At 64.2% G+C, this 12,953-nt stretch carries 10 protein-coding genes; all 10 read right to left on the minus strand.

From position 1 onward, the window contains the following. Window positions 1-183: 183 nt before the first annotated feature. The gene (locus ABID59_RS36690; RefSeq protein WP_354086587.1) at window positions 184-714 is read right to left on the minus strand and encodes a hypothetical protein; all 531 of its coding nucleotides are present in this window, start codon (window positions 712-714) and stop codon (window positions 184-186) included. 32 nt (window positions 715-746) lie between these two features. Next, the gene (lpdA, locus tag ABID59_RS36695) at window positions 747-2,147 is read right to left on the minus strand and encodes a dihydrolipoyl dehydrogenase (RefSeq protein ID WP_354086588.1); all 1,401 of its coding nucleotides are present in this window, start codon (window positions 2,145-2,147) and stop codon (window positions 747-749) included. A gap of 57 nt (window positions 2,148-2,204) precedes the next feature. Next, complete coding sequence (locus ABID59_RS36700) at window positions 2,205-2,966, minus strand: SDR family oxidoreductase (protein WP_502916859.1); 762 nt, start codon at window positions 2,964-2,966, stop codon at window positions 2,205-2,207. 55 nt (window positions 2,967-3,021) lie between these two features. Beyond that, complete coding sequence (odhB, locus tag ABID59_RS36705; protein WP_354031118.1) at window positions 3,022-4,260, minus strand: 2-oxoglutarate dehydrogenase complex dihydrolipoyllysine-residue succinyltransferase; 1,239 nt, start codon at window positions 4,258-4,260, stop codon at window positions 3,022-3,024. A 199-nt stretch (window positions 4,261-4,459) separates the two neighbouring features. Further along, window positions 4,460-7,429, minus strand: coding sequence for a 2-oxoglutarate dehydrogenase E1 component (locus ABID59_RS36710; protein ID WP_354086590.1), 2,970 nt, complete (start codon window positions 7,427-7,429; stop codon window positions 4,460-4,462). 137 nt (window positions 7,430-7,566) lie between these two features. Beyond that, complete coding sequence (sucD, locus tag ABID59_RS36715; RefSeq protein ID WP_148755124.1) at window positions 7,567-8,451, minus strand: succinate--CoA ligase subunit alpha; 885 nt, start codon at window positions 8,449-8,451, stop codon at window positions 7,567-7,569. A 34-nt stretch (window positions 8,452-8,485) separates the two neighbouring features. Then, window positions 8,486-8,965: a DUF1579 family protein gene (locus ABID59_RS36720; protein WP_148755123.1), complete on the minus strand. Its 480-nt coding sequence runs from the start codon at window positions 8,963-8,965 to the stop codon at window positions 8,486-8,488. 4 nt (window positions 8,966-8,969) lie between these two features. Next, complete coding sequence (gene sucC, locus ABID59_RS36725; RefSeq protein ID WP_148755122.1) at window positions 8,970-10,166, minus strand: ADP-forming succinate--CoA ligase subunit beta; 1,197 nt, start codon at window positions 10,164-10,166, stop codon at window positions 8,970-8,972. A 214-nt stretch (window positions 10,167-10,380) separates the two neighbouring features. Next, on the minus strand, window positions 10,381-11,349 hold the full coding sequence (gene mdh / locus ABID59_RS36730) for a malate dehydrogenase (protein ID WP_063980412.1): 969 nt from the start codon (window positions 11,347-11,349) through the stop codon (window positions 10,381-10,383). A 286-nt stretch (window positions 11,350-11,635) separates the two neighbouring features. Next, the gene (gene zapE, locus ABID59_RS36735) at window positions 11,636-12,823 is read right to left on the minus strand and encodes a cell division protein ZapE (protein ID WP_354086591.1); all 1,188 of its coding nucleotides are present in this window, start codon (window positions 12,821-12,823) and stop codon (window positions 11,636-11,638) included. Window positions 12,824-12,953 lie beyond the last annotated feature (130 nt).

Here is a 12,953-nt window from a genome sequence, read left to right on the forward strand (position 1 = left end):
ATGCCCGCCGGCCTCCCGTCCCGGCGGGTAGCTTGAATCACCAAAACGCTGATTTGTGAATCCCCAACGATTCAGTCAGATGGGCTAACGCGCTAATCTCGCTGTCTCTGGAATACTGGATCGCCCGCCCCAGTGCGCAAGTGCGCACAAGGCGGGCAACGACAGTGAGTGTGTGGCGAACGGCTACCGCGCTTCGTGCACGCTCTTGCGGAAGCGCTGGATCAGGCGGAGCGTGCGCGAGGACCAGCCTTCGCCGTTGCCTCTGACGAGCTCCTTGATGCGCCGCTTGACCGGATCGACGATCTCGGCGGCCTTGGCGCGCAGCTTCAGCACCAGCTCGTAGAGCCGCTCGAACCAGTGCATCTCCAGAAGCTTGTCGCGCGTGACGTCGAACACGAAGGCGGTGACGCCGACGCCGAGCATCTTGGCAAACAGGATCGTGAAGAGCGCGCTGGTCCAGTATTCATGTGTGAGCAGCCACAGGCCGACCAGCTTGAGCGGAAACAGCGGGATGATCGGGACGACGAAGACGATCAACGTCATCGCCGGGGAGAGCGCGTCGACGCGCTCCGAAAGCCAGTCCTTGAACCGGGCGAGCGGGATCAGCGCGACAACCCGCGCAACGATCGGCTCGCAATGGTCCCACAGCCAGGCTTCGATCAAAAAGATGATCGCCAGCAGGACCCAGACCGGTTGAAGAAGGCGGCGCAGCATATGTTTCCCGCCCGATTCGGCTCTGGGCGAACCTACATATGGATGGCCCGCTTGCCGACTGCAAGCGCGGCTTCCTTGATGGCTTCCGAGCGGGTCGGATGCGCATGGCAGGTGCGGGCGAGATCCTCCGCACTGCCGCCAAACTCCATGAGAACGCAGGCTTCATGGATCATTTCGCCGGCCTCGATGCCGATGATGTGCACGCCGAGCACGCGATCGGTCTTCGCATCCGCGAGGATCTTCACAAAACCGTCAGTGGTCTGATTGACCTTGGAGCGGCCGTTGGCGGTAAAGGGAAACTTCCCGACCGTATAAGCCACGCCGGCCTGCTTCAGCTCTTCCTCGGTCTTGCCGACGCAGGACACTTCCGGGGTGGTATACACGACGCCTGGAATAACGTCGTAGTTCACGTGACCGGCCTGGCCCGCAATGATCTCCGCAACGGCTACGCCTTCATCCTCGGCCTTATGTGCGAGCATCGGGCCGGCGACGACGTCGCCGATGGCATAGACCCCCTTCAGGCTGGTGGCGAAATGCGGATCGATCTGCACGCGGCCACGGGGATCGAGCGCGACGCCGGCTTCCTTCAGGCCGAGCCCGTCGGTGTAGGGCACGCGGCCGATGCAGACGAGCACGACGTCGGCTTCGAGCGTCTCGGCGGCGCCGCCGGCCGCCGGCTCGATGGTCGCCTTCAGCGTCTTGCCTGAGGTGTCGACCGCGGTGACCTTGGCACCGAGCTTGAACGCAAAGCCCTGCTTCTCGAGGATGCGCTGGAATTGCTTGGCGATCTCGCCGTCCATGCCGGGCAGGATGCGGTCCAGAAATTCAACGACAACGACCTCGGCACCGAGCCGCTTCCAGACCGAGCCGAGCTCGAGCCCGATCACACCGGCGCCGACGATGAGAAGCTTGCCCGGGACCTTGTCCAGCGACAACGCGCCGGTCGACGACACGATGCGCTTCTCGTCGATCTCGATGCCCTTGAGGCGCGCGATGTCCGAACCGGTGGCAATCACGATGTTCCTGGTCTCGATCACCTGCGACTTGCCGTCGGCGGAGACTTCGACCTTGCCGGTGCCCAAAATCTTGCCGGTGCCCTTGAGCACGTCGACCTTGTTCTTCTTCATCAAGAACTCGACGCCCTTGACGTTGCCGTCGATGCCCTGCTGCTTGAAGTTCATCATCGCCGGCAGCTCGAGCTTCGGCGTGGAGACGGACACGCCCATCTTGGCAAAGGAGTGCCCGGCTTCCTCGAACATCTCGGAGGCGTGCAGCAGCGCCTTCGACGGCATGCAGCCGACATTGAGGCAGGTGCCGCCGAGCGTTGCGTCCTTTTCGACCACGGCGACCTTCATGCCGAGCTGGCTGGCGCGCACCGCGCAGACATAACCGCCCGGTCCGGTGCCGATGACGACGAGATCGTAGGGTGCCATGAGAGAAAGTCCCGTAAGTTTAGCGTGATGAGGATGTGTCAGCGTCCGCGCGGCGCGTCAGCGTCCGCCGGACACATCGAAAATGGCTGAGGTGACGTAGGAGGCATCGTCCGACATCAGCCAGACGATGGCATTGGCGATTTCATCAGCGGTGCCGACGCGCTTCATCGGCACCAGATGGGCCAGGCGGTGGTGCCGGTCCGGCTCGCCGCCGGAGGCGTGGATTTCGGTATCGATCAGGCCGGGGCGAATACCGGCGACGCGGATGCCTTCGCTGGCGACCTCATAGCCGAGACCGATGGTGAAGGAATCGATCGCGCCCTTGGACGCGGCATAGTCGACGTAAGTGTTCGGTGCACCGAGCTTGGCAGCAACCGATGACAGATTGACGATGACGCCACCCTTGCCGCCATGCCTAGTCGACATCCGCTTCACCGCTTCGCGCGCACAGAGGATGGACCCGGTAACGTTGACCGCCATGACGCGCTGGATGCGCTCGGCCGACATCTCGTCGACGCGCACGCCGCTCTTGCCGACGATGCCGCCATTGTTGACAAGTGCGGCAAGCGTGCCGAACTGGTCGGCTTGCTTGAACAGGTCGACGATATCGCTTTCCTCGCCGACATCGCATTTCACCGCGATGGCCTTGCCGTTGCCGGCCATGATCGCGGCGACGACCTCGTCGGCGGCCTTCCTGTTGCTGGCATAGCCGACCACGACGCGGTAGCCGCGCGCGGCTGCCGCAAGCGCGGTCGCCCGCCCGATGCCGCGGCTGCCGCCGGTGATGACAACGATTTTATCGGTCACGCGCGCCTCCATGGTTCGACACACGCCGTCGCGCAAAGCGGCGACGGCGCTGGCAGAGCATCGGGGATCAGAGGTCCAGCACCAGGCGCGCCGGATCTTCCAGGCTCTCCTTGACGCGAACCAGGAAGGTCACGGCTTCCTTGCCGTCGATGACGCGGTGATCGTAGGACAGCGCCAGATACATCATCGGGCGGACCTCGACCTTGCCGCCGACGACCATCGGGCGATCCTGGATCTTGTGCATGCCGAGAATGCCGGACTGCGGCGCGTTCAGGATCGGGGTCGACATCAGCGAGCCGTAGATGCCGCCATTGGTGATGGTGAAGGTGCCGCCCTGCATCTCGTCGATCTTGAGCTGGCCGTCACGGGCGCGGCGACCGAAATCGGCGATGCCCTTCTCGATGTCGGCAATCGACTTGTTGTCGCAATCGCGCACGACCGGCACGACGAGACCCTTGTCGGTGCCGACGGCGACGCCGATGTGATAATAGTTCTTGTAGATCAGGTCGGTGCCGTCGATCTCGGCGTTGACGGCCGGGATGTCCTTCAGCGCCTGCACGACGGCCTTGGTGAAGAAGCCCATGAAGCCGAGCTTCGAGCCGTGCTTCTTCTCGAACGCATCCTTGTAGTGGGCCCGCAGCGCCATGACGTTGGTCATGTCGACCTCGTTGAAGGTCGTCAGCATGGCCGCGGTGTTCTGCACGTCCTTGAGGCGGCGCGCGATGGTCTGGCGCAGGCGGGTCATCTTGACGCGCTCTTCGCGGGCGGCGTCGTCGGCCGGCGAGGCGCTGCGCACCTGCACGGCGGCGGCGGGCTGGTTGACCGGGGTCGGCGCAGACGCCGCACGCTCGATCGCGGCGAGCATGTCGCCCTTGGTGACGCGGCCATCCTTGCCCGAGCCCGGAACGGTCGAGGCATCGACGCCGGTCTCGGCGGAGAGTTTTCGCACGGACGGGGCGAGCGGCGCATCGGCCGGCGGCGCCTTCGCAGCCGGAGCGGGAGCCGCAGCAGCAGGCGCCGGAGCAGCGGCGGCGGCCTTGGCGGGAGCAGCAGCCGGCTTTGCACCGGCGGCACCTTCGGTGATCTGGCCGAGCAGCGCGCCGACCGCAACGGTCGTACCGTCAGCGGCGATGATCTCGCTCAGCGTGCCGGCGGAGGGCGCCGGGACCTCGATGGTGACCTTGTCGGTCTCGAGCTCCACCAAGGGCTCGTCGACGGCGACGGGATCGCCGGCCTTCTTGAACCAGCGGCCGATGGTGGCCTCGGTGACGGATTCGCCGAGCGTCGGCACACGAATTTCAGTCATGGTCTTTTCCTTAAGGGATCGCCAATGCGGTCGTGAATTTCATACGTCATTGCCCGCCTTGTGCGCGCTTGCGCACGGGGGCGGGCAATCCAGTACGCCGAGACTTTCGTGATTAAAACGAGCGCCGCGGAATACTGGATGCCCCGCCCTTGTGCGCGATTGCGCACTGGGCGGGGCATGACGACGTCTTGAAAACTTCTTAGCTCAATGCTTCGTCCAGGAACGCCTTCAACTGCGCCTGATGCTTGGACATCAGACCAGTGGCGGTCGCGGCGGAAGCGGCGCGGCCGACATACCGCGGACGCCGGCTCACGCCGTTCACCTGGTTCAGCACCCATTCCAGATAGGGCTCGATGAAGTGCCACGCGCCCATATTGCGCGGCTCTTCCTGGCACCAGATCACTTCGGCCTTCTTGAAGCGGGACAGCTCCGCCACCAGCGCCTTCAGCGGCACCGGATAGAGCTGCTCGACGCGCATCAGGTAGATGTCGTCGATGCCGCGCTTCTCGCGCTCCTCGTAGAGGTCGTAATAGACCTTGCCCGAGCACAGCACGATCCGGCGGATCTTGTCGTCCGGAACGAGCTTGTTGGCCTCGCTCGGCTGCATCTGGGCGTCATCATAAAGGATGCGGTGGAACGTCGTTCCCTTCGCGAGCTCCTCCAGACGCGACACCGCGCGCTTGTGGCGCAGCAGCGACTTTGGCGTCATCACGATCAGCGGCTTGCGGATCTCGCGATGAAGCTGGCGGCGCAGCACGTGGAAGTAGTTCGCGGGCGTGGTCGGATAGACTACCTGCATGTTGTCTTCCGCGCACATCTGCAGATAACGCTCCAGACGCGCCGAGGAGTGCTCCGGCCCCTGGCCCTCATAGCCGTGCGGCAACAGGCAGACGAGACCGGACATGCGCAGCCATTTGCGTTCACCCGAGGAGATGAACTGGTCGAACACGACCTGCGCACCGTTGGCGAAATCGCCGAACTGGGCTTCCCACAGGGTCAGCGTGTTCGGCTCGGCCAGTGAATAACCGTATTCGAAGCCGAGCACGGCTTCTTCCGACAGCAGCGAGTTGATGACCTCGTAATGGCCCTGCTCGTGGCCGAGATGGTTGTACGGCGTGTAACGGCTCTCGTCCTCCTGGTCGATCAGGACCGAGTGGCGCTGCGAGAAAGTGCCGCGCTCCGAATCCTGGCCTGACAGGCGCACGTGGTGATTCTCGTTGAGCAGCGTGCAGAACGCCAACGCCTCGCCGGTTGCCCAGTCGATGCCGGCGCCGGTGTCGATCGCCTTCGAGCGGTTCTCGAGAAACCGCTGGATGGTGCGGTGAACGCGGAAACCGTCCGGCACCTTGGTGATCTTGCGGCCGATATCCTTCAGCGCGCTGACGTCGACGCCGGTGACGCCGCGCCGCGCATCCTCTTCCTGGTCCGCGATCTTGAACCCGGCCCACTTGCCGTCGAGCCAGTCGGCCTTGTTCGGCTTGTAGGAGGTGCCGGCCTCGAACTCTGCATCGAGCCGCGCGCGCCAGTCGGCCTTGGCCTTGTCGACCTCGCCCTCGGTCATCACGCCTTCGCCGATCAGGCGGCGGGCGTAGAGCTCCAGCGTCGTCGGATGAGCCGCGATCTTCTTGTACATCACCGGCTGGGTGAACGCCGGCTCGTCGCCTTCGTTGTGGCCATGCCTGCGGTAGCAGAACATGTCGATGACGACGGGCTTGTGGAATTTCTGCCGGAACTCGGTCGCGACCTTGGCCGCGAACACTACGGCTTCCGGATCGTCGCCGTTCACGTGGAAGATCGGCGCGTCGATCATCTTCGCCACGTCCGACGGGTAAGGCGAGGAGCGCGAATAGCGCGGATAGGTGGTGAAGCCGATCTGGTTGTTGACGATGAAGTGCACGGAACCGCCGGTGCGGTAGCCCTTCAGGTCCGACAGACCAAAACATTCCGCGACCACGCCCTGGCCGGCGAACGCGGCGTCGCCATGCATGAGCAGCGGCATCACCGAGATGCGCTGGTCCGGCGGATCGCCGTGCTGGTCCTGCTTGGCGCGAACTTTTCCGAGCACGACGGGATCGACGATCTCGAGATGCGAGGGGTTCGCGGTCAGCGACAGATGGATGCGGTTGCCGTCGAACTCGCGGTCCGAGGACGCGCCGAGGTGGTACTTGACGTCGCCCGAGCCTTCGACGGCGTCGGGATTGGCCGAGCCGCCCTTGAATTCATGGAACAGCGCGCGATGGGCCTTGCCCATCACCTGCGTCAGCACGTTGAGGCGGCCGCGATGCGGCATGCCGACCACGACTTCCTTCACGCCGAGATTGCCGCCGCGCTTGATGATCTGCTCGAGCGCGGGGATCAGCGATTCAGCGCCATCGAGGCCGAAGCGCTTGGTGCCGGTGAACTTGGTATCGCAGAATTTCTCGAAGCCTTCGGCTTCGACCAGCTTCATCAGGATGGCGCGACGGCCTTCGCGGGTGAAGGAGATTTCCTTGTCCGGACCCTCGATGCGCTCCTGGATCCAGGCCTTCTGGGCGGCATTGCTGATGTGCATGAACTCGACGCCGAGCGTCTGGCAGTAGGTGCGCTCGCAGATCGCGGTGATCTCACGCAAGTTGGCGTATTCGAGACCGAGCACGTGATCGAGGAAGATCTTGCGGTCGAAATCGGCCTCGCTGAAGCCGTAGGTGCGGGGATCGAGCTCTTCGCGGTTGCGCGGGGCTTCGATGCCGAGCGGATCGAGCTTGGCGTGGAAGTGACCGCGCATGCGGTAGGAGCGGATCAGCATCAGCGCGCGGACCGAATCGCGCGTGGCCTGGAGCACATCTGGGGAAGAGACATCCGCGCCCTTGTCAGCCCCCTTGGCTTGCGCCTTGGCGGCGATCTTGGTGCCGATCGCCTTCTCGACCTCGGCCCAGTTGCCGTCGAGCGCGGAGGTCAGGTCGTCCTTCGGGGTCAGCGGCCAGTTGGCGCGTTCCCAGGACGGGCCTTCGGCGTTCTTGCGGACGACAGCGGGCTGGTCGTTGAGGCTCTTGAAGAACTCCTGCCACTCGGCGTCGACCGAGGACGGGTCCTTCTCGTAGCGGGCGTAGATTTCGTCGATGTAGGTGGCGTTGGTGCCCTGCAAAAAGGACGAGAGGGCAAAGGCTGCGTTCGCGTCTTGGCGAGACATACTTGAGTTCCTGGCGATTTCGGTTCGCGCATAACAAACGGCGCTCACGCTGAGCTCCCCGGCAGGGGCTCAGCGCGACAGGCACCATTTATCCTATTTGCTGCGAAACTTCGCCCGGAAAAGCACGAAGGAGTGAATTAGCCTTTCAACTTTTCGGCAAGCGTGTGGCCAAGACGCGCCGGAGACGGCGACACTGTAATCCCTGCGGATTTCATCGCGTCGGTCTTGGAGCCGGCATCGCCCTTGCCACCGGAGATGATCGCGCCGGCATGGCCCATGCGGCGGCCGGGAGGTGCGGTCACGCCGGCGATGAAACCGACCATCGGCTTCTTGCGGCCGCGCTTGGCCTCGTCCTTGAGGAACTGGGCGGCGTCTTCCTCGGCGGAGCCGCCGATCTCGCCGATCATGATGATCGATTCGGTCTTGGGGTCGGCCAGCAGCATTTCCAGGACGTCGATGAACTCGGTGCCCTTGACCGGGTCGCCGCCAATGCCGACCGCAGTGGTCTGGCCGAGGCCTTCCTGGGAGGTCTGGAACACGGCTTCATAGGTCAGCGTGCCCGAGCGGGAGACGATGCCGACCGAGCCGGTCTTGAAGATGTTGGCGGGCATGATGCCGATCTTGCACTCGCCGGCGGTCATGACGCCCGGGCAGTTCGGCCCGATCAGGCGCGACTTGGAGCCGGCCAGCGAGCGCTTCACCCGGACCATGTCGATGACCGGGATACCTTCGGTGATGCAGACGATCAGCGGGATCTCGGCGTCGATGGCTTCGCAGATCGCGTCCGCGGCACCCGGCGGCGGCACGTAGATCACCGAGGCGTCGGCGCCGGTCTTCTCGCGCGCCTCGCGCACGGTGTCGAACACCGGCAGGCCCAGATGGGTCGCGCCGCCTTTGCCCGGCGAGGTGCCGCCGACCATCTTGGTGCCATAGGCAATCGCGGCCTCCGAGTGGAAGGTACCGTTCTTGCCGGTAAAGCCCTGGCAGATGACCTTGGTGTTCTTGTCGATCAGGATGGACATGAGGTCTGCTTTCGCGAAACTAACGAGTGAGAGGTCAGTGGATGCGGCGGTAGACGCCGGTGAGCACGTCAGCCCAGCCTTCCGCGTCCGGCGAGAACTGGATCTTCAACGAGTAGGAATTGTCGTCGATGATCTCGTAGACGTGGCGCGCATTGCCGCGGAGCGAGCCGCGCACCAGCGTCAGGGTCTTACCGACCCACCCGCCGGAGGCGGGCGAGGGCGGCGTGTAGCCGAGTGAATCGTACCAGAACAGCTTGTAGGTCCGGTCGTCGCGGTCCCAGGTGAAGAGGCCGTGAGTGGCGAAGCTCTGCTTGCCCTCACGCATCTGCACCGAGTCCTGGATCAGATAGAAGCCATTGAGATCCATGCGCGCCACGATGCGCGAGGTCGCCGGCCCGCCTTCCATCCAGCGCGACGGAAAGACCACCTCTTCGCCGTTCCATTCACCGGCGAACGCGGCGAGACGCGCATGCTCTGCAAGTGGGGCTGATGCGGAGAGATGGTCCTGGGTCATGGCCTTAGCCTCCCTTGACGGCCTTCACGATCTTCTGCGCGGCGTCGTCGAGATTGTCGGCCGGCACCACGTTCAGGCCGGATTCACGGATGATCTTCTTGCCGAGCTCGACATTGGTGCCTTCGAGACGAACCACCAGCGGCACGCTGAGGCCGACCTCACGCACGGCGGCGGTGACGCCCTCGGCGATCACGTCGCACTTCATGATACCACCGAAGATGTTGACCAGGATGCCCTTCACGTTGGGATCCGCGGTGATGATCTTGAACGCGGCCGCCACCTTCTCCTTGCTGGCGCTGCCGCCGACGTCGAGGAAGTTCGCCGGCGCCATGCCGTAGAGCTTGATGATGTCCATCGTCGCCATGGCGAGACCGGCGCCGTTGACCATGCAGCCGATATTGCCGTCGAGGGTGACGTAGTTGAGGTCGTACTTGGACGCCTCGATTTCCTTGGCGTCTTCCTCGGTCTCGTCGCGCAGCGCGAGCACATCGGGATGACGGAACAGCGAATTGTCGTCGAACGACACCTTGGCGTCGAGCACGCGGAGCTGGCCCTGCTTGGTCACGACGAGCGGGTTGATCTCCAGCATCGACATGTCCTTGGCGACGAAGGCCGCATAGAGCTGCGCGGTGAGCTTCTCGGCCTGCTTGGCGAGATCGCCGGAAAGCTTCAGCGCGTTGGCAACGGTGCGGCCGTGATGGCCCATGATGCCGGTCGCGGGATCGACCGAGAAGGTCACGATCTTCTCAGGGCTATTGTGCGCGACGTCCTCGATGTTGACGCCGCCCTCGGTCGAGACCACGAACGAGACGCGGGAGGTCTCGCGGTCGACCAGGATCGAGAGATAGAATTCCTTCTCGATGTCGGAGCCGTCCTCGATGTAGAGGCGGTTGACCTGCTTGCCGGCGGCGCCGGTCTGGATCGTGACGAGGGTGGCGCCGAGCATCTGCTTGGCGAATTCGGTGACCTCGGCGGCCGACTTGGCGATGCGGACGCCGCCCTTGTCGCCGGCCGAGGCTTCCTTGAACTTGCCCTTGCCGCGGCCGCCGGCATGGATCTGGCTCTTCACCACCCAGACCGGGCCCGGAAGGGCCTTGGCGGCGGCTTCCGCGTCAGCGGCCTTCAGGACCGGAACGCCCTTCGAGATCGCTACGCCGAACTCGCTCAGCAGCGCTTTGGCCTGATATTCATGGATATTCATATGGTCGCTCCCTGAACCCGCGGGCGGAGACCCCTAGGGGCCCACCTCAGTCTTGTGGCTGGCATACCATATACCACAGGAACTGCAACCCGGATTCTATGACATCGAAATCGCGGAACCGGAACCCGCCAGCCTTCACCAAGAGTTGCAGCCGGGGCCCGGAAATGAAACCGCCGAAGACCGGGTTTCGATCTTCGGCGGGATTGGTTGGCCCTTAGCGGCCGAGAAGATCGGGTGCGATCTTCTTGCAGGCATCGACGAGGCCCTGCACCGCGCCGACTGACTTGTCGAAGGCCTCGCGGTCCTTGCCTGTGAGCTCGATTTCGACGACGCGCTCGACGCCCTTGGCGCCGATCACGACGGGGACGCCAACATACATGTCCTTCACGCCGTATTCGCCGTTCAGGTACGCCGCCGAGGCCAGCACGCGCTTCTTGTCGCGCAGATAGCTCTCGGCCATCGCGATTGCGGAGGCCGCCGGCGCGTAGAAGGCCGAGCCGGTCTTGAGCAAATTGACGATCTCGGCGCCGCCGTTGCGGGTGCGGTCGACGATCTCGTCGAGGCGCGCCTGCGAGGTCCAGCCCATCTTGACGAGGTCGGGCAGCGGGATGCCGGCAACGGTCGAGTACTTCACCAGCGGCACCATGGTGTCGCCATGGCCGCCGAGCACGAAGGCGGTGACGTCTTCAACGGAGACGTTGAACTCGTCGGCCAGGAAGTAGCGGAAGCGCGACGAGTCGAGCACGCCGGCCATGCCGACGACCTTCTTGTGCGGCAGGCCGGAGGCCTTCTGCAGCGCCCAGACCATCGCGTCGAGCGGGTTGGTGATGCAGATGACGAACGCGTCGGGGGCGTACTTCTTGATGCCGGCACCGACCTGCTCCATGACCTTGAGGTTGATGGAGAGGAGGTCGTCGCGGCTCATGCCGGGCTTGCGTGGCACGCCGGCAGTGACGATGCAGACCTTGGCGTTGTCGAGCGCTTCGTAGGAGTTGGCGCCGGTGTAGTGCGCGTCAAAACCGTCGACCGGCGAGGACTGCGCGATATCCAGCGCCTTGCCCTGTGGCACGCCCTCGGCGATGTCGAACATCACGACGTCGCCCAGTTCTTTCAGGCCGATGAGGTGAGCCAGCGTTCCGCCGATCTGGCCGGAGCCAATCAAAGCAATCTTGTCGCGCGCCATGTGAACCTGTCCTTTAGACACGTGAGGAGGAAAAACTGAATGGGTGGTTATCCCTTTCGCTTCCGCCGTTCAAGTCGCCGGATGCTCAATTGTCGGGCTTGCCGAGATTGCAGCCAGCATACCCCGTCCGTCATTCCGGGATGCGCCGACAAGCGCAGGCCCGGAATCCATTGGGCGGCAGAGTTGGTGGCACGATGGATTCTCGGGTGCGCGATTGCGCACCATAGCTCGCGACTTCGTCGCGCCCCGGAATGACACCGGCTGGAGGCGGCGGCGAGGATAGGACTTAAGTCTCCACCAGGCCCTTGGTCGAGCCGCTGGCGGCGGAATCCTTGCGGCCGTGAGGCAGCGCCAGATAGGATTCCGAGCTCATCTCGATCAGGCGCGACGCGGTCCGCTTGAACTCGTTGGCCTCGTTGCCCTCATCGGCGAGGTAGAGCGAGATCGGGTTGGCATCGGCCGAGGCCATCAGCTTCACGGCATTGTCATAGAGCGTGTCGATCAGCGTGATGAAGCGCTTGGCCGCGTTGCGCTGGGAAAAGTCCATCACTGGAATATGGTCGACCAGGATGGTGTGATAGTCGTGCGCCAGTCTGAGGTAGTCGGATGCGCCCAGCGGCTTCTCGCAGAGATCGGCGAAGGCAAAGCGCGCCACGCCATGGGCCGAGCACGGCACGTGCAGGATGCGGCCCTTGATCGAAATGTCGCGCGACTTGCATTTGGCGTTGCCGGTCATCTTCGACCAGGCGCGGTCGAGCGCGGCGTGGGCGTCGCCGTCCGCCGGCGTCAGCCACATCGGCACGCCCTGAAGTTTCTCGAGCCGGAAATCGGTGCGCGCGTCGAGCCGCCGCACGTCCATGTGGTCGGTGATCTGCTTGATGAAGGGCAGGAACAGCGCGCGGTTCAGGCCGCCCTTGTAGAGATCGTCGGGCGCGACGTTGGAGGTCGCGACCACGACGGTGCCGAGCTCGAACAGCTTTGCGAACAGGCGGCCGAGGATCATCGCGTCCGCAATGTCGGTGACGTGGAACTCGTCGAAGCAGAGCAGCCAGCTCTCCTCGAAGATCGCATGCGCGGTCAGCGCGATGACGTCGCCGTCGGCGGTCTCGCCACGCGCGATGCTCTGGCGATAGTCGTAGATGCGCTCATGCACGTCCGCCATGAATTCGTGGAAATGCGCGCGCCGCTTGTGCTCGACGGTCGAGTGCTGGAAGAACAGATCCATCAGCATGGTCTTGCCGCGGCCGACCTCGCCATGGACGTAGAGCCCGCGCGGCGCCTCGTCCTTGTCGCCGCCGTTGAACAGGCGGGCGAGCAGCCCCTGCTTGCGCGGCGGCTTGTAGCTCGCGAGCCTGAGGTCGAGCGCCGCATAGGCCTCGGCCACCTCGGCCTGTGCAGCGTCGGGCTCGATCGCGCCGGAGGCAATCTGGGTTTGATAGACTTCGCTGAAGGAGGAACTGGGCGTGGAGAGCATCGCTCTTTACCGCCAGAGACCGGCGGAAATTGCAACTGCGTATTGGCGCAACGGCTTATGCGTCCCGTCCTTCGCGGGCAGATGGCGCGGAGGAGAAGGACCTACCTGCAGGTCTGTTGGGTCCGCCGAA

Origin of the sequence: Bradyrhizobium sp. S3.3.6 (assembly GCF_040546905.1) — a bacterium.
Lineage (GTDB): Bacteria > Pseudomonadota > Alphaproteobacteria > Rhizobiales > Xanthobacteraceae > Bradyrhizobium > Bradyrhizobium cytisi.

Coding starts and splice junctions, on each gene's coding strand:
- ABID59_RS36690 (WP_354086587.1), bottom strand. CDS start 714: ATGCTGCGCCGCCTTCTTCAACCGGTCTGGGTCCTGCTGGCGATCATC.
- lpdA (WP_354086588.1), bottom strand. CDS start 2,147: ATGGCACCCTACGATCTCGTCGTCATCGGCACCGGACCGGGCGGTTAT.
- ABID59_RS36700 (WP_502916859.1), bottom strand. CDS start 2,966: ATGGAGGCGCGCGTGACCGATAAAATCGTTGTCATCACCGGCGGCAGC.
- odhB (WP_354031118.1), bottom strand. CDS start 4,260: ATGACTGAAATTCGTGTGCCGACGCTCGGCGAATCCGTCACCGAGGCC.
- ABID59_RS36710 (WP_354086590.1), bottom strand. CDS start 7,429: ATGTCTCGCCAAGACGCGAACGCAGCCTTTGCCCTCTCGTCCTTTTTG.
- sucD (WP_148755124.1), bottom strand. CDS start 8,451: ATGTCCATCCTGATCGACAAGAACACCAAGGTCATCTGCCAGGGCTTT.
- ABID59_RS36720 (WP_148755123.1), bottom strand. CDS start 8,965: ATGACCCAGGACCATCTCTCCGCATCAGCCCCACTTGCAGAGCATGCG.
- sucC (WP_148755122.1), bottom strand. CDS start 10,166: ATGAATATCCATGAATATCAGGCCAAAGCGCTGCTGAGCGAGTTCGGC.
- mdh (WP_063980412.1), bottom strand. CDS start 11,349: ATGGCGCGCGACAAGATTGCTTTGATTGGCTCCGGCCAGATCGGCGGA.
- zapE (WP_354086591.1), bottom strand. CDS start 12,823: ATGCTCTCCACGCCCAGTTCCTCCTTCAGCGAAGTCTATCAAACCCAG.